Raw genomic sequence first — 24,048 nt, 5'->3', positions numbered from 1 at the left:
GCTTTATTCTATGGAAGACACAAAGACAATAAAATTTTCAAGAGTTGATTCGGCTAAATTTTTCAGAACACTCAATAAGCGCGTAAACGCTTATTTTAAAGATAATAATGTAGAACGCACCGGAAACTGGAAATTATACGTGAAAACAATAGTAATGTTTTCGCTATTTCTAACCCCATACTTCTTACTGCTCAGCATAGATATGCCGGGTTGGGCTCAATTGCTATTGACCATAGTAATGGGTGTAGGCATGGCCGGAGTGGGAATGAATGTAATGCACGATGGTAATCACGGCTCATTCTCTAAGAAAAAATGGGTAAATAAAGTGATGGGAAGCAGCATCTACATTCTTGCCGGAAATGTTTACAATTGGCAAGTTCAACACAATGTATTGCACCACACGTATACCAACATACATGGTCACGACGAAGATCTTGAAGCGGGACGCATTCTACGTTTTTCAAAACACGCAAAATGGTATAAGCACCATCGTTTTCAGCATTATTATTCGATCTTTTTATATGGGTTATTAACCTTTAACTGGGCCCTTACCACTGATTTTCTTCAGATGAAACGCTACCTGAAGCGTAAATTATCTTACGGTGAATTCCCAAATCCGAAGTTAGAATGGACCAAACTGGTGATCACAAAGTTGATCTATTTAAGCATCTGGATCATTCTTCCGTTATTGATATTAGACATTGCCTGGTGGAAAGTTTTATTGGGTTTCTTTGTGATGCATTATACAGCTGGCGTTATTTTAAGTGTTGTGTTTCAATTAGCACACGTGATCGACGAAGCAGATATGCCGCTTCCGGACCAGACCGGCACTATGAAAAATACTTGGGCCATTCACCAGTTGTTTACAACGGTTAACTTTTCTACTAAGAACAAGATCGTAAACTGGTTTACCGGTGGATTAAATCATCAGGTAGAACATCATATTTTTCCACACATCAGCCATATTCACTACACGAAAATTTCAAAGATCGTGAAGGAAACGGCTCAAGAATTCAACTTACCCTATAATGAGTATAAAACCACACGCAAAGCGGTAATTGCTCATTTTAGATACTTAAAAGAGATGGGCATGCGCCCCGCTCTTCAAACTGCTTAATTTTACATTTTTTAAATGGAAACACTTACCAACCAACTATCTGATAGAATTAATAATCTGGCTGCTTCGGCTACACTTGCCATGGCTGCAAAAGCGCGTGAGTTACGCGCTGAAGGAAAGGACATCATTGGCCTGAGCCTTGGTGAACCAGATTTTAATACACCAGATTTTATTAAAGATGCAGCGATACAAGCTGTAAACGACAACTACAATTCATACACACCGGTTGACGGTTATGTTGAGCTGAAAGATGCTATCATCACAAAATTTAAGCGCGACAATAATCTTACTTATGATCGCTCTCAAATTGTGGTTTCAACAGGAGCTAAGCAATCACTTTACAATGTAGCTCAAGTATGCTTGAACCCGGGAGACGAGGTGTTGCTACCTTGCCCATATTGGGTAAGCTACTCAGACATTGTGAAGCTTGCTGAAGGTGTACCTGTTGAAGTTGAAACTTCATTGGATACCGATTTTAAAATGACTCCAAAACAATTAGAGGCTGCCATCACTCCAAAAACTAAAATGCTTTGGTACAGTTCGCCTTGTAATCCTAGCGGATCTATTTATAGTGAAGCTGAATTGCGCGCGCTTGCCGATGTGCTTCAAAAGCACCCTCAAATTGTAGTGGTGAGTGATGAAATTTATGAGCACATCAATTACGTAGGTGGTCACGCAAGTATGGCACAGTTTGAAGATATGTACGACCGTGTTGTAACCGTGAATGGTGTAGCAAAAGCATTTGCTATGACCGGATGGAGAATTGGTTATATTGGAGCTCCGGCTTATATCGCACGTGCTTGTAATAAAATTCAAGGTCAGGTGACCAGTGGTGCTAACTGTATCGCACAACGTGCCGTGATTACAGCCCTTGAAGCTCCAGTGAGCAAAATTCAATATATGGTTGATGAGTTCAAAGAGCGCAGAAAATTGATCTTAGGTTTACTCAATGATATTGAAGGTTTTGAGTGTAACGAGCCTGAAGGTGCGTTTTACGTTTTCCCTAATATTTCGCATTACTTCGGAAAAACGCTTAATGGTACAACCATAAACAATGCTTCAGAATTTGCGCTTTATATTCTAGAGCAAGCAAACGTTGCTACGGTAACCGGCGAAGCATTTGGTAATCCTAACTGCATACGTATTTCATATGCAGCAAGTCAAGATCAAATCAAAGAAGCTTTAGCGCGAATTAAAAAAGCGGTTTCCTAAAATAAATTCGGCTTTATAACATTAAAAAAGCGACCTCTAGGGGTCGCTTTTTACTTTTTATATTATCTCTATTACATCTCAGGAAGCAGTACCGTATCAACTACGTGAATCACTCCGTTGGACTGATTAACATCGGCAATTGTAACCGTTGCTACGTTACCTGCTTGATCTTTGATTTGCACCATGTCGCCATCGAGCATACCCCATAACTTTTGGCCATTTACGGTTGTCCATTCTGCAATTCCTCCACCATCTTTAATATCTTGAATAATTGCTGCTGCCGAATTTTTACCGGCAATCACGTGATAAGTCAAAACACCTTTTAAAGCCTTTTTATTTTCAGGCTTCAGTAAGTTAGCCACAGTTCCTTCCGGAAGTTTTTCAAAAGCTGCATTGGTTGGTGCCAATACTGTAAATGGTCCTTCACCTTGCAAAGTCTCAACCAAGCCTGCTGCTTTTACAGCCGCAACCAGAGTGGTGTGATCTTTAGAGTTGACTGCATTTTCTACAATATTCTTCGTAGGATACATCGCTGCACCGCCTACCATTTTGGTTTCTTGTGCAAATACTTGAGTGGTTGCAACCATCACTAAGGCTACAAGCATTGTAAAAAATAAATTTCTCGTTTTCATAATGTAAGTTTTTTTTAGTTACACTACACTTACGAGAAGAAAAATGCTATTGGTTTTTGGCAAATTGAACTTTAGGGATTCATTAACTATTCTGAAGTTACCGTAAGCTTCTTTTTAAGATCCTTAATGATCATATCAGCATGCACGCGCGTATTTTCAATAAACAATTTACTTGTTTTTAATCCGCTATTGATGACTCCAGCAACATAAACATTGGGCAATGGTGTCTCTAGAGTTTCTTCGTTATGAATTGGCTTCTTATGATTTTCTTCATCTACAGGTATTCCTAAACGTTCAAACAAATTAAAATCCGGGGTATATCCAATCATAGCCAATACAAAGTCATTTTCTAATTCAACCGTTCCGTCTGGGGTATTGAGAATTACACTATGCGGCTCAATCTCCTCAACGGTAGACTCAAAATAGGCTTTTATTGAACCTTCTTTAATTCGGTTTTCGATATTGGGCTTGATCCAATATTTAGTTTTTGGGTAAATCTCATTGCTGCGAATAGCCATCGTTACTTCAGCTCCCTTGTAATACGTTTCTAAAGCAACATCACAAGCAGAGTTGGCAGCGCCAACCACTAAGATCTTTTGATTGACATAAGGATGCGGACTGTCATAAAAATGGCGCACTTTGGCAAGCTCTTCTCCCGGAACATTCAAACGTCTTGCAGTATCGTAAAATCCTGTAGAAACAATTACAGCAGAAGATTTGTATGCTCCTTTTGGTGTTTGAAGTACATATCCCGTTTCGGTTTGCTTCATACTTTCTACTGGAGTATAGAGTTTCACATTCAACTTCCAACTATCATAAACGCGGCGATAGTACTCTAAGGCTTCCTTGCGTGTAGGTTTATCATTATGTGCAACAAATGGCACATCCCCTATTTCGAGTAGATTAGAAGTAGAGAAAAAGGTCATTTGCTCAGGAAAATTGTACAACGAATTGACAAGCACTCCTTTTTCAAGAATTATATAATTGAGATTGGCTTTTGTAGCGGCAATTCCACAGGCCAAACCTATAGGGCCACCACCTATGATAATGAGATCGTAATTTTTCAAAACAATTATTTTTGGGTTGGTTGGGATTAGTCGAAAAACAAAAGCGACCTGACTTTTGCTTTTCAGCTGAATTCACAGCACTAACAAAGTTAACCCTTACTAGCGATTACGCCAAAAGAACGGCGTTAACAGAATCAAAACAGTAAAGAGCTCCAGACGACCGATAAGCATTAAAAAGGCACACCACCATTTACCCAAAACCGGCAAGGCATCAAAATTATTCACCGGGCTTAAAATACCAAAAGCCGGACCTACATTACCCAGAGAAGACGCTGATCCTCCCAAAGCTGTTGGGAAATCGAGTCCCATCGAAGCCAAACCACAAGCACCAATAATCCAGGCGAGCAGATAAAGAATGAAAAACGCCAGAATATTGAAAACAATTTCCTTTTTGACCGCTTTACCGTTGTGACGCACGGGTAAAATTGCATTAGGATGCAGCGTACGTTTAAATTCGAGCACCCCATTTCTCACGATCATAAGGTGTCTTACTACTTTAATTCCACCGGAAGTGGAACCTGCAGAACCACCTAAAAACATGAGTCCGAAAAAGATTATTGTAGCAAAAGGCGCCCACATCGTAAAGTCTGCCGAAACAAACCCAGTAGTTGTAATCACCGAAATCACCTGAAACAAGCCGTGTCTGATCGCGCTCTCATATTCTCCCAAAACCATAGGATGATCAATGGAAGAAACCGACACATCAGCACGGAAAATTATGATCAAAACCACCAATAATGTGAATCCTACCGTAAAAGCAGAATACAGTTTGAACTCCTCATCTTTCCAAACGTTGCGCAATTTTCCTTTAAAAGCAAAGTAGCTTAAGACGAAGTTGGTTCCTGCCAAAAACATAAAAAGAATAATGATGTATTGCACCGCAGGGTTATCATTCCAGTACGCAACACTTGCATTTTTTGTACTAAAACCACCTGTTGACAAGGTACTCATCGCGTGATTAACAGCATCAAGAAAAGACATCCCGGCGATCTGAAGAAGAATCGTTTCTGCCACAGTGTAGCCAAAATAGATTAGCCAAAGCCGTTTAGCCGTGTCTGTGATTCGCGGGTGCAATTTATCTGCATTGGGGCCCGGAGCTTCAGCCGCAAAAAGCTGCATTCCTCCTATTCCTAATAATGGTAAAATCGCAATCGCGAGCACAATGATTCCCATACCACCTATCCAGTGTGTGGTGCTTCGCCAGAACAAAACCCCATTAGGAATCGCTTCAATATCATTTAGAATAGAAGCTCCGGTGGTGGTATAACCGCTTATGGTTTCAAAAAATGCGTTTGTAAAAGAAGGGATAGATCCCGTAAACAAATACGGCAAACAACCACTCAGGGACATAAAGATCCATCCAAAAGTAACGACAATATACCCTTCTCGTTTTTGAATTTCTTTTTTATGATCTCGTGTGAAGAACATAAAAATCATTCCTAAGAAAACGGTCAACAAACCGGCAGAAATGATCCCGACAGCGACAGACACTGCATCATAAAAATAGCCTACAATGGCCGAAACCAGCATAAAAGCTCCATTAAAAAGGAGCAATACTCCCATTAAATGAAAAATGATTTTAAAATTGAGTCTGGGTCTGCTAGGCATATACTTAGATAAACATGCGTTCTACTTTATTAATCGATCGCAATAAACAACATACAACAATACGATCTCCCACCTCTATGCGGTTTTCTCCAAGCGGAATTATCCCTTTTCCATCGCGCACGATACCTCCTATGGTTGCCGAGCGCGGAAAATCTAAATCTCTAATACGTTTGCCTGTAACTTTAGAATTAGGCTTAGCGCTAAATTCTAGCAATTCGGCATTCATATTATTGAGTTTGGTCATTGCCACAACATCACCTTTACGTATGTATCTAAAAATATTATTTGCGGCGAGTAATTTCTTATTGATCAAGGTGTCGATTCCTATGCTGTGCGAAAGCTGAAAATAATCCATATTCTCAACTAAAGCGATGGTTTTTTTTACGCTTTTAGACTTGGCTACCAAGCACGACATAATATTAGTCTCACTATTTCCGGTTACCGCAATAAAAGCATCCATATCGTAGATATTCTCTTCTTCAAGAAGTTCTACATTTCTCCCATCCCCGTTGATCACTAAGGTTTTGGGTAAATTTTCGGCTAGATCGTAAGCCTTGTCATTGTCTTTTTCTACCAGTTTTACCTTAAAATTATGCGAGCAAAGATCACGTGCCGTTTTATAGCCTATTTTACTTCCGCCTAAAATCATCACGTTTCTGATCTCCTGCTTCATTTTGCCGGTAAGCTTGTAGAGTTCTTCAACCCCTTCTTTTACCGTCATAAAATAAACCTGATCACCTTCTTTAAAGATCGTATCTCCTCTCGGAATCAAAGTATACTGTGTACCTTCTCGCTGAATTGCGATCGGCATAAAGTGCAAGGTGGGAAAAATACGTGCCGCCTCTTTAACGCTCTTTCCTACAAAAGAAGCAGTTCTGCTCAGCGAAGTCCCAACCATTGTTAATGCTCCGTTTTCAAACTCATAACTATCATTAAATGCTGACTGGTTCAGGAGCAATTCTATTTCTGAAGCCGCAAGACTTTCAGGCGAAATGAGTTCGTCTATTCCAAATTTCTTAAATCCGGCTACTTCTTGATTTTCTATAAACTCGGTATTTGAAATCCGTGCAATCGTGCGCTTTGCTCCCATTTGCTTCGCCAAAACACAAACCGTAATATTGGTTGTCTCACTTGCGGTAACTGCAATTATAAGATCGGTGGTGTCTATACGCGCTTCTTTTAAAACGGCGATAGAGGTTGAATCTCCGCGAATGGTGCGAATGTCAAGATGCGTATCTGCATACGAGATACTGTCTTTATCAACATCGATAAGCGTAATATCTTGCGATTCAAAAGAAAGAAGTTTAGCCAAATGAAAGCCAACTTCCCCGGCACCTGCGATAACAATCTTCATAGCAATTTTTAATAAACAGCCCGCCACACGAGGTGTAAGGCAATTTGAGTTAGGTTCTAACATCGATAAAAAACCGATGCCTTTTGCAGTCACTTTGTGAGCAAAACCTTGCAAAGATATAAGATTTACTAGAGATAACTTTAAATATAACAGCCTTCTAAAACAGGCCGTCCTATCACGCAACAAATACTATATTTGCCAATAAAAGTAAGTTATGAGCGGTAACGTTAATCCGTATAAGAATTCAGACAGGTCAAAACGCGAGCAAGTTGAGCAAATGTTTGACACAATTTCAAAAGAATACGATGGGCTCAACCGGGTTATTTCATTTGGGATTGACGTAAAATGGCGTAAAAAAGTGGTGAATATGGTTGCAGCCACACAGCCAAAACGCATTCTTGATGTAGCTACAGGCACCGGAGATCTGGCGATTAATCTAGCAAAAACTGATGCCGAAAAGATCATTGGTCTTGATATTTCTGCCGGAATGCTGCAAGTAGGAAAAGATAAAATTGCAGCAAAAAACCTGAGTACCACGATCGAAATGGTTCAGGGAGATTCTGAAAACCTTCCTTTTGAAGACAATTATTTTGATGCCATCACCGTAGCATTTGGAATTCGCAATTTTGAAACCTTAGAAAAAGGTCTTGCCGAAATTCTTCGCGTGCTAAAACCCGGCGGAATTTTTGTGATTCTAGAAACTTCAGTACCTACTAAATTTCCGTTCAAACAAGGTTACGGGTTGTATACTAAAACCTTACTTCCGCTCATAGGACGCGTATTTTCTAAAGACCGCGACGCGTATGCTTATTTGAGCGAAAGCGCATCTGTTTTTCCTTATGGTGAAAAACTCAACAATATTTTAAGAAAAACAGGGTTTACACATGTTGAAGATCACCCACAAACTATGGGTGTAGCCACAATTTATTCAGCATCAAAGTAACTTATGCAAAAAAAACTGGTACTTGTTTTCTTTTTGATTTGGGCTGGTTCTCAAATTCAAGCTCAATTTTTAACCCGCGAGCGCATTCTCAACGATGAGAATTTTGACAAAAAATCGTGGAGTTGGGGTTATTACTTTGGTATCAACAGGTATGATTTCAATTTTGACTATAAAGAAGACAGACCAGATATTTATGTGGAACAAAACTATGGCTTCAATGTTGGGCTCTTAGGAAATAAACGCATAAATGAATACCTAGATCTGCGTTTTGAACCCGGACTCGTTTACAATGCCAGAACGCTTTTTTATCTGGATATTCCGGGAGATGAGAACGATCGCATACGAGAATTAAATTCTACCTATATTCATTTTCCGCTCTTGCTTAAGTTTTCTACAAAACGCTTAAACAACTTCAAACCTTTTGTCGTGGGTGGTTTTAGCTATTCGCACAACCTATCGAGCAACGAGAAAAATCCGGACGATAATAGCTCTGGCCAATTTAGAATGACTAACAATACCTTTTATTATGAGGTAGGTTTCGGCATTGATTTATATTTACCTTATTTTAAATTTTCACCAAGTATTCGCGGTGTCTTTGCATTGTCTGATGAACTCGTTAGAGATGAAGATCCTAACAGTTTGTACACTTCAAATATTGAAGTTATGCAGTCGCGCGGCATATTTTTAAACTTTACCTTTCAATAATGTGGGAAGCAGATTTATATAGAGAAAAACACGGTTTTGTATTCAACTACGGAAAAGACCTCATCAGTATGCTTAATCCACAGGAAGGTGAACGCATTTTAGATCTGGGTTGTGGTACCGGTGAACTTACTGCTGCAATTGCCGAAAGCGGCGCTCAACTGATAGGTATTGATGCTTCGCAAGAGATGATTGATGCTGCTCAATCAAAATTTGATGGTATTGAATTCATCACGGCGCGCGGTGAGAGTTTTATTGATCAAAAACCCTATGACGCCATCTTTAGTAACGCAACCCTGCACTGGATCTTGAATCCTGAAGCTGCGATCTCAGCGATGTACAGCAACCTAAAAACCGGCGGTAGACTACTCTTAGAAATGGGTGGAGCCGGAAATATTGAAACCATCATCACTGCTTTAAGTGCAGTTCTAAAAGAAAAAGGATATATCAAACAATCCCGAACGATTAATTGGTATTTTCCAAAGTTGGGAACATATTGTTATTTCTTAGAAAAATCAGGGTTTCAAGTCACCTTTGCGCATTTATACGAGCGACCTACAAAATTACAAGATCCTGAAACCGGCATTATTGATTGGCTCAATATGTTTGCCAAACACTATTTTACCGATATCCCAGATGCCGAAGCTGACGCCATTCGCAAAGAAGTTCAGGAGCAGGTGCATCAAGCTTTGTTTAGAGACGGGCATTACTATGCCGACTATAAAAGACTGCGTATCTGCGCGATAAAATAGGCCTATCCGCGTTTAAATTCGCTTACTAAAATTGCCCCGGCGATTGCCACGTTTAAACTTTCGGTGGTTGAAGTCCCAAATTGTGGGATACTTATTTTATGCTGAATCTTTTCTGAAACAGCACTTGAAATTCCGTTTGCTTCATTTCCTAAAACTAAAATAGCATCTTCGGGTATTGACGCGCGATACACATTTTCACCATCCATAAACGCCCCATACACCGGAAGCGTCTGCCCCGATAAATAGGTGTCCAAATTTGTGTAATGTACCATCACTCGGGTAAGTGATCCCATTGTGGCCTGCACTACTTTAGGATTAAAACAATCTACTGTTTGCTGAGAACACACCAGCGTTTTGATCCCATACCAATCACAGAGTCTGATCAGAGTACCCAGATTACCCGGATCGCGTACATCGTCTAGTACCAATTGAAAACCCGCTTCTTTTTCACTACTCCGCTTCGGAATCTCAAAAACAGCTAAAGCCTTCTGTGGTGTTTTTAAAAATGAGATTTTTTTAAGTGCCGCTTCAGCAATTTCAATAGCATTTTGCGCTTCAAAATATCCTTTTAAAGCGTACAAACTGTGCAGCGTATAATGAGAATCTAAGAATTCTTGAATGCCTTTAATTCCTTCAACCACAAATAAGCCGTGTTGCTGGCGGTACTTTTTTTGAGACAGACTCGTTATTAATTTTATTTGGCTTTTGCTAACCACGTCTAATGTGTATTTTTGAAGTTATTTTTATAAAAAAGCCCTTGCAAAAACTTTCCGCAAAAATAGGATTATTTATCATACTGCTACTCGTTCTAGCTGCCTGTGATGCGGTAAAGCGTGTTCCGCAAGGAAAATATTTACTTTCTGAAAATGAGATTGTCGTTAACGGTGAAGTCAACGAAGCCTACAACATTAATAACATTCCGTATTTACAGCCCAATACAAAAGTTCCGCTTTTAGGAACTCCGGTTAGACTATACATTTACAATTGGGCGCGTCCCAACTTAGACAGCATTCTTCAGCATAAATTAAACGACAACGACCAGCGAACGTTAAAATTTTGGTCTGGCGTACTCTCGCGAAAACAACTCGATAAGTACATCAAATTTAAACTAGGTTTTAACGAAGTGCTTAAAGATTTTGGGGAAGAGCCCGCGATCATTACCGAAAATCTTACCAAAAGATCGGCAGACCGTTTAACCGAATACTACAACAGTAAAGGCTGGTTTAATGCCGAAACGACCTATGAGATCGAGAAAGATAGCGCAAACAAACGTGCTAAGGTGATCTATTCGGTAAATACGCAAAGACCATATATCATTGATTCGTTAAAAACCTTTATCAAATCTGCTGCTGCAGATTCTATTTACCAAGCGCATAAAAATGAGTCTTTTATCAAGAAAGATGCGCAATACGAACTGCTCGACATCAACGCCGAAACCAGTCGCATCACCGAGCTGATGCGTAATAACGGCTTGTTTCATTTTGATCAGGAATTTATAAGTTTTGTAGGAGACTCAGTGAATACCAACCATCGGGTTAATCTCGAGATGAACATTAGAAACAGGGAGATCCGCGGGAGAGATTCGGTTTATGAATTACCACTAAAGGTTCATAAAATAAGTAAGGTTAAAGTCACAACAGATTATGGTTATGCTTTGCGCAACGACACCTATTCAGATAGTCTGGTGCGCGATGATCATTACCTCTATGCTTATGACAAATTGCGGTATAAGTCTAAGCGCCTAATCGATGCGATTTTCATTGAGCCCGGAGAAACCTACAGCGACGAGGCACGCAATCAAACCTTAATTCGATTAAGTCAGCTGGGCACTTTTAGATATCCAGACCTTCGGTTTTCTGAAGATCCTGATGACCCAGAAGGCACAGATCTTATCGCCAATATTCTGCTTACCCCACTGCCTAAATTCAACCTGAGGGCAGACTTTGATGTTTCTACCTCCAATATTCAACGTTTTGGGATTGCCGGCGGTGGTTCGCTACGCATTAGAAATGTTTTAGGCGGAATGGAAACTTTGCAAATTTCCGGGCGTGCAAGTATAGGAGATTCCAGAACCGCAGCAGGAAGCAACAGCCCTGAGCTTTTTGATATCACTGAAATAGGTGCCGATGTAAGTCTGACGATTCCGCGTATCTTCTTCCCTATTCGCACCAATTTCATCGCACCTGAAATGTCACCTTCTACCAGTTTCACGACCGGTATAGGTATTCAGCAAAACATAGGTTTAGATAAACAAAATGTCACCGGCGGAATTAATTATAAATGGACCCCTTCAGAAAATTTAAATTACCGTTTTGATCTTTTTGACATTCAGTATGTGCGTAATTTGAATATCTCAAACTACTTTAACGTTTATGAGAATTCGTACGACGAACTGAACACTATCGCTCTTGGGTATCCTACACAGGTGATTCCGTATTTAAATGAAGAGGGCAATTTAGATATTCCGGATGGTGCTTTAGACTTTATAAATGCTGTACAAAACCGAAATATTGCCGTTACCACAACAGAGTTTAATGACGTTGTGAATATTGAAGAACGCCGCCAGCGCCTTACCGAAGACAACTTGATATTAGCTTCTAGTTTTACCTACTACAAAAACACTCGGGATAATTTATTTGACGATGAGTTTACCAGTTTTAGAGCCAAGCTTGAAGTTGCCGGTAATACATTAAGCGCCATTAGCAATCTGATAGGACTTGAAGAAAATGAAAACGGTTCCTCAAGAGTTCTTGGTGTGACCTTCTCGCAATATGTAAAAACCGAATTGGATTTTATTAAACATTGGGATTTTGGCAACGACAATATATTGGCTGTAAGGGCATACGGAGGTATTGCCATTCCGTATGGAAATTCAAACAGTATCCCTTTTATTCGCAGTTTTTTTGGTGGTGGATCTAATGACAACCGCGCCTGGCAAGCATACCGCTTAGGCCCCGGAAGCACGGATAGCCCTAACGATTTTAATGAAGCCAATATGAAACTGGCGTTTAACGCAGAACAACGCTTTACCTTTTTAGGTGATTTAAAAGGCGCTATTTTTGCCGATGTAGGAAACATCTGGAACGCGCTAGATAATATTGAAGATCCACAGGCCACCTTTACCGGCTTAAAAAGTCTTGAAGATATCGCCGTAGGAACCGGTTTTGGTCTACGCTATGATTTTAGCTTTTTTGTTTTGCGTTTTGATATAGGATTTAAAACCTATGATCCCGCGCTACCTAACGGCGAACGCTGGTTTAAAAACACAAATTTTTCTAATGCGGTCTATAACGTGGGTATTAACTATCCTTTCTAAGCAAATTAGGTGGTCAAACCCTAATTATTTATTAATTTTATGCCCTTAACTAAGTAAACAACAACTTATGAGTCATAGTATCAAACCGGGGGTTGCAACCGGTAAAGAAGTTCAGGCAATTTTTAAACACGCTAAAGAAAATGGCTACGCGCTTCCAGCTGTAAATGTAATCGGCTCTAATACCATAAACGGTGTTTTAGAAACAGCTGCAAAATTAAATGCACCTGTAATCCTTCAATTTTCTAACGGAGGTGCTCAATTTAACGCAGGAAAAGGTTATGCTAACGATAACCAGCAAGCAGCAGTTGCAGGAGCAATCGCAGGAGCAAAACACGTGCACGAATTAGCAAAGCGTTATGGTGCAACAGTTATTTTACACACTGACCACTGCGCTAAAAAACTTTTACCTTGGATTGACGGTCTTCTTGATGCTTCTGAAGAATACTATAAAGAACATGGGCATTCCCTTTTTAGCTCTCATATGATTGACCTTAGTGAAGAGCCTATTGAAGAGAACATCGAGCTTTGTAAAAAATACCTTGAGCGTATGAGCAAGATGGAAATGACTCTTGAAATCGAACTTGGTATCACCGGTGGTGAAGAAGATGGTGTAGATAACTCTGATGTTGACGTTTCTAAATTGTATACGCAGCCAGAAGAAGTTGCTTACGCTTATGAAGAATTAAGCAAAGTAAGTGATCAGTTTACCATCGCTGCGGCTTTTGGTAACGTTCACGGGGTTTACAAGCCTGGTAACGTAAAATTGACTCCGAAAATTTTGAAGAATTCTCAGGAATATATTTCAGAAAAATACGGGGTTGGAGAAAACCATATCGACTTTGTATTCCACGGAGGAAGTGGTTCTACCGTTGAAGAAATTCGTGAAGGTATTAGCTATGGCGTTATCAAAATGAATATTGATACTGATTTACAGTGGGCATTTACGGAAGGTATTCGCAAATATTTTGATGCAAATGCAGACTATCTTCAAACACAAATAGGTAATCCAACCGGAGAAGACAGCCCAAATAAGAAATTTTACGATCCACGCGTTTGGTTACGCAAAGGTGAAGAATCTTTTGTGGCGCGTTTAGAAAAAGCGTTTGAAGATTTAAATAACGTAAATACTTTGTAATTTCGCATCCGCGAAAAGAAATTTTAAAACCTCAGGATTTATATTCTGAGGTTTTTCAACCTTTAAAAACAGCCTCTTAATTTTTAAGAAGCACCCCTAAAAGCTTACAAACTAAAAAGCACAAAATATGGCTTGGTTTAAACGGAAAGAAAAAGGAATACAAACTGCTACCGAAAATAAAAAAGATGTACCTAAAGGACTTTGGTACAAATCTCCTACCGGTAAAATCATTGATGCAGATGAACTTGCTAAGAATTTTTACGTAAGTCCAGAAGATGATTATCACGTAAGAATAGGCAGTAATGAGTATTTTTCAATTCTTTTTGATGAAGGCAAATACAAAGAGCTAGATAAAAATCTTACTTCAAAAGATCCGTTAGGATTTGAAGACACTAAAAAATATGTTGACCGTCTCAAGGATGCAGAAGCAAAAACCGGTTTAAAAGATGCCGTACGTACTGCCGTAGGTAAAAGTATGGGTAAAGACCTTGTTGTTGCTGCAATGGATTTTAAATTCATCGGTGGATCTATGGGTTCTGTAGTGGGCGAGAAAATCGCGCGTGCTGCAGATTACTCCCTTAAGCACAACGTACCTTTAGTGATCATTTCAAAATCTGGTGGAGCACGTATGATGGAAGCTGCATTATCCTTAATGCAATTAGCAAAAACTTCTGCTAAACTGGCGCAACTTGCCGAAGCAAAAATTCCATACATCTCGTTATGTACAGATCCTACCACCGGTGGAACCACTGCTTCATTTGCGATGTTAGGTGATATTAATATTTCTGAGCCGGGAGCTTTAATTGGTTTTGCAGGACCTCGTGTTGTACGCGATACTACCGGTCAAGAATTGCCTGAAGATTTTCAGACAGCAGAATTTTTAAAAGAGCACGGTTTCCTTGATTTTATATCACACCGAAAAGAACTGAAAAAGAATATCAACCTTTACATCGACTTGATTTTAAATCAGCCTGTTCGCAATTAAAAATAACAGACCGGTATTTAGAAATTAATTGTATCTTTGCCGGCTCAATGAGATCACCTCATTGAATACATAAAAACTATTTAAATAATATTGGCATGTATCTTACTCAAGAGAAAAAAGATGAAATTTTCAGCCAGTTCGGTAAAGACAAAAACGATACCGGATCTGCAGAAGGACAAATTGCGTTGTTCACACACCGCATCAACCACCTTACAGAGCACTTAAAAAGAAACCGCAAAGACTTTAACACTGAGCGTTCTCTAGTAAAGTTAGTAGGTAAGCGTAGAGCATTACTTGACTATTTAACTAAGAAAGATATCAACAGATATCGTGCTATCGTTAAAGAATTAGGTTTAAGAAAATAATTCTTATTTATAAAAGGGGCTGTTTTTCAGTCCCTTTTATTTTTAAAATCTGTTTGTTTCAGACTAAATTTGAAGCTTCAGTAAAATAAAAACCATATTTTTGGTTAAGTCCCGAAAGGGCAAAGAAAGCTATCCTTAGGTTTTTCATTGGTCAAACACTACACACAACAACACAACGACCTTGCCGCAACCTGAATAGGTTTGCAGCTTATGTTTAACAGTATCCTCGATTTAGGATACAGATGAAAAATCAAAATATGATTCCAAAGACTTTCAAAGAGGTCATTGACCTTGGTGATGGTAGAGAGATCTCTATCGAAACCGGTAAATTGGCAAAACAGGCACACGGCTCTGTTGTTGTTCAATCCGGTAAATGTATGTTGCTTTGTACCGTAGTTTCAAACTACAAGCAAAGTGATGTTGATTTTCTTCCGTTAACGGTAGATTATCGTGAAAAATTTGCTGCCGCTGGCCGCTATCCTGGTGGTTTCTTCAAAAGAGAAGCTCGCCCAAGTGATGGTGAAGTATTAACCATGCGTCTTGTAGACCGTGTACTTCGCCCATTGTTCCCAAAAGATTATCACGCAGAAACTCAGGTTATGATTCAGTTAATGTCTCATGACGAAGATGTAATGCCTGATGCGATGGCAGGTCTTGCAGCATCTGCAGCAATTCAACTTTCAGATTTCCCATTTGAATGTGCGATTTCTGAAGTACGTGTGGGTCGTGTAAACGGTGAGTTTATCATCAACCCTTCTCGCACACAGTTAGCAGAATCTGACATCGATATGGTTATTGGTGCTTCGGCTGACTCTGTAATGATGGTTGAAGGTGAGATGGACGAAATTTCTGAAGAAGAAATGACCGAAGCCATCAAAGCTGCTCACGAAGCTATTAAAGTTCAGTGTGAGGCTCAAATTCGCCTTGCGGAAGCTTTTGGTAAAAAACCAACCCGTGAGTACGAACCAGAAGTTGAGGACGCAGAGCTTGAGAAAAAAGTTCACGACTTAACGTATGACAAAGTGTATGAAGTAGCCAAAGCAGGTTCTTCTAAACACGAGCGCAGCACTGCTTTTGACGCCATTAAAGAAGAAGTAAAAGGAACCTTCTCGGAAGAAGATCTTGAAGCGTTTGGAGATTTGATCTCTAAGTATTTCTACAAAGCCGAAAAAGCTGCAGTACGCGATCTTACTTTAAATGAAGGTTTACGTCTTGATGGTCGTAAGACTACTGAGATTCGCCCAATTTGGTGTGAGACTGACTATTTACCATCTGTACACGGTTCTTCTATCTTTACACGTGGGGAAACTCAGGCGCTTGCAACCGTTACGTTAGGTACATCTAGAGAGGCTAATCAAATTGATATGCCTTCTTATGAGGGTGAAGAAACATTCTATTTACACTACAACTTCCCTCCTTTCTCAACCGGTGAAGCGCGTCCTATTCGTGGAACGTCTCGTCGTGAGGTAGGTCACGGTAACTTAGCACAGCGTGCATTAAAAGGAATGATCCCAGCAGATTGCCCGTATACCGTACGTGTTGTTTCAGAGATTTTAGAATCTAACGGTTCTTCTTCTATGGCAACAGTTTGCGCAGGTACTATGGCCATTATGGATGCCGGTGTAAAACTTAAGAAACCAGTTTCTGGTATCGCAATGGGTCTTATCACTGATGTTGAAAGCGGTAAATACGCTGTACTTTCTGATATTCTTGGTGATGAAGATCACCTAGGTGATATGGACTTTAAAGTGACCGGTACGGCTGATGGTATCACTGCTTGCCAGATGGACATTAAAGTAAAAGGTCTTTCTTACGAAATTCTTGTAAAAGCACTTCACCAGGCACGCGATGGTCGTTTACACATCTTAAATCATCTTACCGATACTATCTCAGAACCTCGTGAGGATGTTAAAGATTACGCTCCTAAAATGGTTACTACGCGCATTGCTAATGAATACATTGGTGCGCTTATAGGACCTGGCGGAAAAGTAATTCAAGAACTTCAGAAAGAAACTGGAACTACCATTGTAATCAACGAAGATCCTGTAACCGAAGAAGGAGTCGTTGAAATTCTAGGTACAGGAACTGAAGGAATCAATGCAGTTCTTGCAAAAATAGATTCAATCACTTTTAAACCAAAAGTTGGTGAGTCTTACAAAGTGAAAGTAATCAAGATGCTTGACTTTGGTGCTGTTGTAGAATATCTTGCTGCTCCGGGTAATGAAGTACTTCTTCACGTATCTGAGCTTGCTTGGGAACGAACAGAGAATGTAAGCGACGTGGTTAATATGGGAGATGAATTTGAAGTAAAATACTTCGGAATCGATTCTCGTACACGCAAGGAAAAAGTTTCTCGTAAAGCACTTCTGCCAAAACCGGAAGGTTACAAAGAACGTGCTCCTAGAAATAATGACAACAAAGACCGTGGATCTCGTGACAATCGAGGCCGCGATAACAGAAATAAAGATCGTAAAAGAGATTAATTTCTGATAGATTTTATTGAAAAAGGGAGCTAAATGCTCCCTTTTTTTATGTTTTTTGAGTCAAATCGCTGAAAATTGAAATCCCTGCTTAATTCAATTTATTTCCTTTAAAAATATTCTTTGATTCATAATATTTGGATATTACCTACTACTACTGACATAAAACTGACAGATGTACAGCATTTGGCAGAAAAACTGCCAAAAAGGAACTGCGAAATCCGCAATGCTTTTTTAACATTTAGTTAGCAAACCTTCCTTAAGCTTCATTGGGTGTACGCTAACAGCCTTTTTCCTATCAATATTCTAGGATACTTGCTCATTTTCTGAGTCTCGCATGATACTTGCACTAAATAGGGCGAACTAATTAATTAAAAACTATTTAATGAAAGTATTAGTATTAGGTGCTGGCAATATGGGACTTACCTATGCCGAAGGAATGGCAAACTCCCCATTTTTAAATAAGCGCAAGCTTATGATCTTTGATGTCTCACCTCAAAAAACAGAAGCTTTATCAACTATGGCGCAGTTTGATGCTTATGACAGCATTGAAGAATGTGTGCCACAAGCTGATGTTATTTTTATCGCGGTTAAACCGTACCACAGTCAATCATTATTTGACAGTATTAAGCCCTACATAAACCAAGATCAACTTTTTGTATCGTTAATGGCGGGTGTAACTATAAATACCATTCAAGAAGGTTTAGGCGTAAAAAAAGTTATACGTACTATGCCTAATTTACCTGCCAAAGTAGGTAAAGGAGTGACTTCTTTTACAGAATCTAAAGAGGTTAGTAGAGTGGAATTATTGACTGTTAGAAGTCTTTTAGATACTACTGGTGAGTCAATACACGTAGAAACAGAGCAATTTATTGATGCTTCTACTGGTATTTCAGGTAGTGGTCCTGCATATGTATTTTATTTTATGCAGTCTATGTTAGAAGCAGCATTAAAAATGGGCTTCTCTCCTAACGATTCAAAAGTATTAGTATCACAAACCTTTGAAGGCGCTGTGAAACTATTTAATGAATCTGATCTTACACCTGAAAAGTGGATGGATCGCGTTGCTTCAAAAGGTGGTACGACGCGTGCCGCACTAGATTCAATGGAAGATAATAACGTTAAAGAATTAATTAAAGAAGCTGCTTATGCAGCATTTGACCGTGCAACAGAACTCGGTAAAGAAAAATAAAACTATGAGCACAAAACGTGTAGTTATAAAAGTAGGAACTAATGTAATGACCAATAGAAACAACAGAATTGTTGGGCCTGTTCTTCATGAGCTTGTGAGACAAATCGCAGAGCTTTATGAAAAAGGTTACCAGCCTGTTTTAGTTTCTTCAGGTTCTGCAATTGCAGGTAAAGAAGTCTTAGGAGAATGCAATTATGAAGATGCTTCTACCCGTAGACAAATATTCTCTTCAGTTGGGCAACCTCGTATGATGCGTCACTATTATACGCTATTTAATAGTTTTGGTATGCATTGCGCTCAATTGCTTGCTACTAAGCGTGATTTTGCGCCAGGGAAGCACCGCGAGAATATGATCAATTGCTATGAAGGTTTATTGTCTGAAGGTATTATACCTATCGCAAATGAGGATGATGCAGTATCATTAACTATGTCAATGTTTACTGATAATGATGAGCTCGCAAGTCTTGTAGCCGAATTGATCAACGCAGATGCATTAATTCTGCTTACAGATACAGACGGACTTTACACAGGGCATCCTGATGATGATGAATCAGAAAAATTAACAGAAGTACACCCTGAGCAAAAAGTAGAACAATACGTTCAAGAAAATAACAAAGCCGAAGGTGAAGGACGAGGAGGAATGAAATCTAAGCTTAAAATCGCTAAAGAAACTGCTCGCAAAGACATCACTTGCTTTATTGCTAATGGTAAAAAACCTAATGTGATTGTTGACCTTCTGGAAGGCAAAGAAATTGGTACTAAGTTTCAAGCTTAAGTTTGAAATAGATTAGTTCGTTCAATTCAAATTAATAAAAGAAAAAAAGTAAAATGCAATTACTCAATTCAGATATAAAAAATAAAGTTCTTGATTCAATGATGACGATTATTGAATCAAGAAAAAGCGAAATTTTAGAAGCTAATAAAAAAGATTTAGAGGCTTTTAATCGCGACGATCAAGCCCTTTACGACAGATTGGTTGTAAACGATGCAAAAATTGCCGGAATGATTCAGGCGATTAAAGAGGTGCGCAATCAAGAAGATCCTGTAAGTCAAGAAATTTCAAATACAACACTTGATAGCGGTTTAAAAATCATCAATAAGACAGCTCCATTTGGAACCATTATGATCATTTATGAATCGCGTCCTGATGTTACTATTGAAGCTGCAGTTCTAGCTTTTAAAGCAAATAATAAAATTTTGCTTAAAGGTGGTAAAGAGGCGCATCATAGTAATGTGGTTCTTGTAGACTGCTGGAAACAAGCTTTACGCGAGAATGACCTTGATGAGTCTTGGATAACTATGTTACAAATGAATCGTGAAGAAACTCAGGCATTCTTAAAGAATCCTAATCAACCTTTAGATTTGATTGTTCCTCGTGGCGGTGAGCGCTTAATCGGATTTGTAAAAGAACACGCTAAATGTGCTGTTTTGGTTAGCGGTAGAGGAAACAACTTCCTATATGTGCATCCAAAAGCAGATTGGGCCAAAACTATTGAGGTAATCATCAATGCTAAAACCGATAAAATATCTGGATGTAACGCGCTAGATAAAGTATTGGTAGACAAGAACATTGTTGATTATGAAGCTAAGATCAAAGAATTAGATCAAATTCTTAAAGCTAAAGGTGTTGAAGTATTAGCAGACAAAGCTTCAAAAGAAGTTCTTAGCGATAATGCCGTGATTCCGAATGAAGATACGTGGTATGAAGAATTTTTAGCGATGAAAATTGTTCTTGGCGCTGTTGACAGTATGGAAGAAGCTATGGAAAAGATCAACACCTACAGCGGTGGTCACTCCAGTGCGATTATGACAACTGATAAAGAAGCTGCGACAATCTTTATGGAAAACATAGATACAGCAGCGGTTTATCATAACGCTTCCACGCGATTTACAGATGGCGGACAAATGGGCGTTGGTGCCGAGTTAGCGATCAGTACCGATAAATTGCACCATAGAGGTCCCTTAGGATTAAAACAATTGGTGACAAATAAATACTATGTATTTGGTGACGGACACGTAAGAGTCTAATTATCAGTAAATATTATTCAAAAAGGGAGTTCTTCATTGAGCTCCCTTTTATTTTTTTATCAAGTTTTAAAATCATCTACTGAAAATTTTTCAGCAAAAAAGCAATGAAATTTGATTTTTGGTAAAAGCCTTAAATTCAAACTTTTCCTACAAGTAAAATTCATTAGTATTCATTTAAAATATTTAATTTAGCCTTTAAACGAAATAAAGCTTTTGTTTTGCCATCTCACACCCAATGAGCTCATTTATAGATCGTCTTCTCAATCATCGTGCTACTAGGATTACTAAAAGTGATTCTACAGAAGATCCTATAAAAAACTTTTTCAATTACCTCATCGGTTTGGGCACGCCGGGCCCTAGATTGAAACTTTTAGAATCGAAGATTGAAAATTTTGAGTTTCCTGAAGATACCTATTTAGCAGAAATCTGTGTTGTCAACTTTTATCTCGATTTAGAGTTTTACCTCATCAATCACGATGCGCGTTACATCAGCACAGAAGAGAAGTTGCGTTTACAGATCAAAAAGCAATTTCCAAAAATTGCAAATTCTAATGCATTCTTACCGCTCTACACTAGCGGAAAAAACCAAGAAATCAGCCTTGCGCAACTCTTTCTGATTACGATTTTAAAGAAGTTTAAAGATGAAGATCCGGAATTAAATACCACGATCTCGTGGCTGAATTCTTTAGAAAAAGCATTTCACGCAGAGCCATCTTCAGATCTTGTTCAGCAGATTAACAGCTTTAGAAGAATTAAAGATGATGCATATAAGATCAATAAAGAATTTGGTGAAATCTTTGGGCAAGACTTTGTTGATTCAGCATTCTCGGGTACTAAAGAAGAGTTTTTCAGCTATTATGAAAAATTAAATGCAGTCGTAGCCATCAATGATGTGATGCCGCAGCTTTTTACTTCGTTGCTAAACGAGTCGGCTAACAAAGACTATTTTAAACCGCCTATAGAGCCCCTTCCACCTCAGGAAACCCCTTTACCTAAGCAAAAACCATCGGCGCATAGTGCGCAAACCACGCACGTAGATGTGCTGGAGAATTTATTGGACGGTTACTTGCTTTTTGATAATTCCGGGGCGATTAAAGGAATGAATACCTTGAGTACGCGCATTTTTGGCCTTGAGAAGGAACAACTTAGGCAAACTTCCGTTTATAAATTATTTCCTGAGGCCATCAGTACAAAGCTGCATACAGACATTCAGAACCTCTATAAACAACAACCTCTGGCGCTCATTGGTAATCGTGTGGAGCTGGATATTAAAAATACTCAAGGTGAACTCATGCCTTATGAGGTCACTTTTACCAATAACTATTCTGAACCCGTAGATACTTTTAGTCTTTTTATCAGAAATATCACAGAGCGAAAAGATACCTTGAAGGCTAAAATGAATGCCGAGCGCACTGCGGAAGCAAAGACGACGTTTTTGTCTAATATGAGCCACGAGATCCGCACCCCGCTCAACGTGATCTTAGGACTTTCTGAAATTTTAATCAAGAAAGGTTTTGACGATAAGCAACTTTTAAAGAAAAACTTAGAAGGCATTTCATTTTCGGCAAAAAATCTCTTGTCGATTGTGAATGATATTCTTGATTTTTCAAAGATCGAAGCAGGAAAGCTCACCTTACAGTCTTCTGATTTTAATCTGGCGGAAGTGATCACCAACCTCTCAAATGCTTTTGAAGTAAAGGCTCGGGAAAAGGGGTTAAAACTAAATACCGAAATTGACCCAAGCATTCCGGATATTGTGATTGGCGATCAATATCGATTAAATCAGATCATTACTAACCTGTTAGGTAACGCTATTAAATTCACCAAGCGCGGTGTCATACAACTTGATCTAAAGCTAGTTGAAGAAACTGCTGAATCGGTCAAAATCAAGTTTACCGTTAAAGACACAGGAATAGGAATCCCCGCCGAACAACTGAATAAAATCTTTGATAGTTTTTATCAAGTTGATGAGCCGGAGCACGCTAAAATAAATGGTACAGGATTGGGTCTTTCCATCACCAAAGAGCTCATTAATTTACAAGACGGAAAACTCAGTGCTGAAAGTCTCGTTGGCGAGGGTTCTACCTTTTATTTTGACCTAAGCTTTGAAAAGAGTAAACGTAAAAAGCTTCAAGATCTCGAAAAACCTGTTGACGGTAAACCGAAGCATTTAAAAGGCTTGACCGTTCTTGTAGCTGAGGATAATAAGATGAACCAGTTTTACATTCGTCAACTGCTTCAGGGTTTAGAAGTTCAAGCGGATATTGCTGAGAATGGTGAAGAAGCGGTCGCTATTTACACCAATGCACCTAAAAAATACGATCTTATTTTGATGGATATGCATATGCCGGTTATGAACGGGCTCGACGCTATTGCAGCCATTAGAAGGTCAGAACAAGATCAATTAAATAAAGTACCTATCGTGGCGTGCTCTGCTGATGTTTTTCCGGAAGCGCGTAAAAATGCTATTAAAGCAGGTATTGACTTTTATTTGACAAAACCCTTGAAGGAAGAAGCGCTAAAAGAGGTACTATATTGGTTGATTTCTGATAATTCTTCCGCTGAAAAACCTGTGGAGCAAAAACAACAGGATCCTGAGCCGCCTGAACCTCAAAAAGCACTATCTGAAACGGCGCCTTCTTCCGTAGATTTAAATCAACTCTTTGCCATTTTTGATAACGACAAAGATTTTGTAATTGCACTTCTTGAAGTATTCATTACAGAAACCCCTGAAGATTTCAACAGTCTACGCAACTGTGTTGAGCGTGAGTATTATGCCAGAGCGAGTACGCTGGCTCATAAAATGAAATCGAGTTTTATGAATCTTGGGATGACAGAACACGGTCATCATCTACAACAAATAGAAACGCATCTTAAAAATGCTGATAAAATCGAAGAAGCAAAAACGCATCTCCAAGCTTTTGAAATGCTTTATAACAAAGCATTAGTAGATGTCAATCTTCAGCTGATTGGACTAAAAGAAGTATAGCAAATTTTGGTCTTTAAGCGAAAAAATCAGTCGTTCAGCTATTTGTTAAAGTTTTCTAAAAAAAATTAAATATTTCTGTAACCTTTAATTACCTCTTTACGTATAATAGGTAAATCAGCAGTTACGCATTTTGCCGCTGCGATTCAAACATTGAGTACCGGTATAACCAAT

General features: G+C 39.0%; 19 protein-coding genes. 14 read left to right on the top strand and 5 right to left on the bottom strand.

Features of this window, described 5'->3' with window-relative positions; genetic code table 11:
- The first annotated feature begins 10 nt into the window (after positions 1 to 10).
- Both HCN54_RS02480 and HCN54_RS02475 read left to right on the top strand, forming a co-directional pair.
- Entirely contained in the window at positions 11 to 1,117 is a 1,107-nt protein-coding gene (locus HCN54_RS02480) for a fatty acid desaturase family protein (RefSeq protein WP_072984466.1), read from the top strand.
- A gap of 15 nt (positions 1,118 to 1,132) precedes the next feature.
- Positions 1,133 to 2,329: a pyridoxal phosphate-dependent aminotransferase gene (locus HCN54_RS02475; RefSeq protein WP_167596394.1), complete on the top strand. Its 1,197-nt coding sequence runs from the start codon at positions 1,133 to 1,135 to the stop codon at positions 2,327 to 2,329.
- A 71-nt stretch (positions 2,330 to 2,400) separates the two neighbouring features.
- On the opposite strand, the gene HCN54_RS02470 is transcribed toward HCN54_RS02475, so the two are convergent.
- From HCN54_RS02470 to trkA, 4 genes are all read right to left on the bottom strand, one after another.
- Complete coding sequence (locus HCN54_RS02470) at positions 2,401 to 2,961, bottom strand: fasciclin domain-containing protein (protein WP_167596393.1); 561 nt, start codon at positions 2,959 to 2,961, stop codon at positions 2,401 to 2,403.
- Between the two features lie 86 nt (positions 2,962 to 3,047).
- Entirely contained in the window at positions 3,048 to 4,028 is a 981-nt protein-coding gene (locus tag HCN54_RS02465; protein WP_167596392.1) for a YpdA family putative bacillithiol disulfide reductase, read from the bottom strand.
- A 99-nt stretch (positions 4,029 to 4,127) separates the two neighbouring features.
- A complete protein-coding gene (locus HCN54_RS02460; protein WP_084673184.1) occupies positions 4,128 to 5,591 on the bottom strand; it encodes a TrkH family potassium uptake protein in 1,464 nt (487 codons plus the stop codon).
- 49 nt (positions 5,592 to 5,640) lie between these two features.
- A complete protein-coding gene (gene trkA, locus HCN54_RS02455) occupies positions 5,641 to 6,990 on the bottom strand; it encodes a Trk system potassium transporter TrkA (RefSeq protein WP_167596391.1) in 1,350 nt (449 codons plus the stop codon).
- Between the two features lie 214 nt (positions 6,991 to 7,204).
- Here trkA and ubiE point away from each other — a divergent pair, with 214 nt between their 5' ends.
- Genes ubiE through HCN54_RS02440 form a run of 3 tightly spaced genes read left to right on the top strand, consistent with a single transcriptional unit; the run spans position 7,205 to position 9,387 of the window.
- On the top strand, positions 7,205 to 7,933 hold the full coding sequence (gene ubiE, locus HCN54_RS02450) for a bifunctional demethylmenaquinone methyltransferase/2-methoxy-6-polyprenyl-1,4-benzoquinol methylase UbiE (protein WP_167596390.1): 729 nt from the start codon (positions 7,205 to 7,207) through the stop codon (positions 7,931 to 7,933).
- Between the two features lie 3 nt (positions 7,934 to 7,936).
- Positions 7,937 to 8,638 carry a porin family protein gene (locus HCN54_RS02445; RefSeq protein WP_072984454.1) on the top strand — a complete coding sequence of 234 codons (702 nt, stop codon included), beginning with the start codon at positions 7,937 to 7,939 and terminating at the stop codon, positions 8,636 to 8,638.
- Entirely contained in the window at positions 8,638 to 9,387 is a 750-nt protein-coding gene (locus HCN54_RS02440) for a class I SAM-dependent methyltransferase (protein ID WP_167596389.1), read from the top strand. Before HCN54_RS02445 ends, HCN54_RS02440 begins: the two co-directional genes overlap by 1 nt.
- Positions 9,388 to 9,389: 2 nt before the next feature.
- On the opposite strand, the gene HCN54_RS02435 is transcribed toward HCN54_RS02440, so the two are convergent.
- Entirely contained in the window at positions 9,390 to 10,103 is a 714-nt protein-coding gene (locus HCN54_RS02435; protein WP_167596388.1) for a TrmH family RNA methyltransferase, read from the bottom strand.
- A gap of 5 nt (positions 10,104 to 10,108) precedes the next feature.
- Between HCN54_RS02435 and HCN54_RS02430 the strand changes: the two genes are divergently transcribed.
- The 9 genes from HCN54_RS02430 (at position 10,109) to HCN54_RS02390 (ending at position 23,877) form a co-directional block, all read left to right on the top strand.
- Positions 10,109 to 12,703, top strand: a complete 2,595-nt coding sequence (locus HCN54_RS02430) for a BamA/TamA family outer membrane protein (RefSeq protein ID WP_167596387.1) — start codon at positions 10,109 to 10,111, stop codon at positions 12,701 to 12,703.
- 67 nt (positions 12,704 to 12,770) lie between these two features.
- Positions 12,771 to 13,838, top strand: coding sequence for a class II fructose-bisphosphate aldolase (gene fbaA, locus HCN54_RS02425; RefSeq protein ID WP_072984446.1), 1,068 nt, complete (start codon positions 12,771 to 12,773; stop codon positions 13,836 to 13,838).
- A 127-nt stretch (positions 13,839 to 13,965) separates the two neighbouring features.
- Positions 13,966 to 14,823: an acetyl-CoA carboxylase, carboxyltransferase subunit beta gene (accD, locus tag HCN54_RS02420; RefSeq protein ID WP_072984444.1), complete on the top strand. Its 858-nt coding sequence runs from the start codon at positions 13,966 to 13,968 to the stop codon at positions 14,821 to 14,823.
- Positions 14,824 to 14,918: 95 nt separating this feature from the next.
- Positions 14,919 to 15,188, top strand: a complete 270-nt coding sequence (gene rpsO, locus HCN54_RS02415; protein WP_167596386.1) for a 30S ribosomal protein S15 — start codon at positions 14,919 to 14,921, stop codon at positions 15,186 to 15,188.
- Between the two features lie 257 nt (positions 15,189 to 15,445).
- Positions 15,446 to 17,671 carry a polyribonucleotide nucleotidyltransferase gene (locus HCN54_RS02410; protein ID WP_167596385.1) on the top strand — a complete coding sequence of 742 codons (2,226 nt, stop codon included), beginning with the start codon at positions 15,446 to 15,448 and terminating at the stop codon, positions 17,669 to 17,671.
- Between the two features lie 382 nt (positions 17,672 to 18,053).
- Complete coding sequence (proC, locus tag HCN54_RS02405) at positions 18,054 to 18,860, top strand: pyrroline-5-carboxylate reductase (RefSeq protein ID WP_072984440.1); 807 nt, start codon at positions 18,054 to 18,056, stop codon at positions 18,858 to 18,860.
- A gap of 4 nt (positions 18,861 to 18,864) precedes the next feature.
- Positions 18,865 to 19,635, top strand: coding sequence for a glutamate 5-kinase (proB, locus tag HCN54_RS02400; protein WP_072984438.1), 771 nt, complete (start codon positions 18,865 to 18,867; stop codon positions 19,633 to 19,635).
- Positions 19,636 to 19,688: 53 nt separating this feature from the next.
- Positions 19,689 to 20,888, top strand: a complete 1,200-nt coding sequence (locus HCN54_RS02395; protein WP_167596384.1) for a glutamate-5-semialdehyde dehydrogenase — start codon at positions 19,689 to 19,691, stop codon at positions 20,886 to 20,888.
- A gap of 235 nt (positions 20,889 to 21,123) precedes the next feature.
- A complete protein-coding gene (locus HCN54_RS02390; RefSeq protein WP_167596383.1) occupies positions 21,124 to 23,877 on the top strand; it encodes an ATP-binding protein in 2,754 nt (917 codons plus the stop codon).
- The last annotated feature ends 171 nt before the right edge of the window (positions 23,878 to 24,048 follow it).

This window comes from Leeuwenhoekiella sp. ZYFB001, from assembly GCF_011784865.1.
Classification (GTDB): Bacteria; Bacteroidota; Bacteroidia; order Flavobacteriales; family Flavobacteriaceae; genus Leeuwenhoekiella; species Leeuwenhoekiella palythoae.
The sequence above is the reverse complement of the archived record's forward strand: the minus strand, read 5'-3'. Positions and strand labels throughout refer to the sequence as shown.

What these genes read in the sequence shown, in the direction of transcription:
- HCN54_RS02480 (WP_072984466.1), top strand. Translation starts at nt 11, where the DNA reads ATGGAAGACACAAAGACAATAAAATTTTCAAGAGTTGATTCGGCTAAA.
- HCN54_RS02475 (WP_167596394.1), top strand. Translation starts at nt 1,133, where the DNA reads ATGGAAACACTTACCAACCAACTATCTGATAGAATTAATAATCTGGCT.
- HCN54_RS02470 (WP_167596393.1), bottom strand. Translation starts at nt 2,961, where the DNA reads ATGAAAACGAGAAATTTATTTTTTACAATGCTTGTAGCCTTAGTGATG.
- HCN54_RS02460 (WP_084673184.1), bottom strand. Translation starts at nt 5,591, where the DNA reads ATGGGAGTATTGCTCCTTTTTAATGGAGCTTTTATGCTGGTTTCGGCC.
- trkA (WP_167596391.1), bottom strand. Translation starts at nt 6,990, where the DNA reads ATGAAGATTGTTATCGCAGGTGCCGGGGAAGTTGGCTTTCATTTGGCT.
- ubiE (WP_167596390.1), top strand. Translation starts at nt 7,205, where the DNA reads ATGAGCGGTAACGTTAATCCGTATAAGAATTCAGACAGGTCAAAACGC.
- HCN54_RS02445 (WP_072984454.1), top strand. Translation starts at nt 7,937, where the DNA reads ATGCAAAAAAAACTGGTACTTGTTTTCTTTTTGATTTGGGCTGGTTCT.
- HCN54_RS02440 (WP_167596389.1), top strand. Translation starts at nt 8,638, where the DNA reads ATGTGGGAAGCAGATTTATATAGAGAAAAACACGGTTTTGTATTCAAC.
- HCN54_RS02430 (WP_167596387.1), top strand. Translation starts at nt 10,109, where the DNA reads ATGTGTATTTTTGAAGTTATTTTTATAAAAAAGCCCTTGCAAAAACTT.
- fbaA (WP_072984446.1), top strand. Translation starts at nt 12,771, where the DNA reads ATGAGTCATAGTATCAAACCGGGGGTTGCAACCGGTAAAGAAGTTCAG.
- accD (WP_072984444.1), top strand. Translation starts at nt 13,966, where the DNA reads ATGGCTTGGTTTAAACGGAAAGAAAAAGGAATACAAACTGCTACCGAA.
- rpsO (WP_167596386.1), top strand. Translation starts at nt 14,919, where the DNA reads ATGTATCTTACTCAAGAGAAAAAAGATGAAATTTTCAGCCAGTTCGGT.
- HCN54_RS02410 (WP_167596385.1), top strand. Translation starts at nt 15,446, where the DNA reads ATGATTCCAAAGACTTTCAAAGAGGTCATTGACCTTGGTGATGGTAGA.
- proC (WP_072984440.1), top strand. Translation starts at nt 18,054, where the DNA reads ATGAAAGTATTAGTATTAGGTGCTGGCAATATGGGACTTACCTATGCC.
- proB (WP_072984438.1), top strand. Translation starts at nt 18,865, where the DNA reads ATGAGCACAAAACGTGTAGTTATAAAAGTAGGAACTAATGTAATGACC.
- HCN54_RS02395 (WP_167596384.1), top strand. Translation starts at nt 19,689, where the DNA reads ATGCAATTACTCAATTCAGATATAAAAAATAAAGTTCTTGATTCAATG.
- HCN54_RS02390 (WP_167596383.1), top strand. Translation starts at nt 21,124, where the DNA reads ATGAGCTCATTTATAGATCGTCTTCTCAATCATCGTGCTACTAGGATT.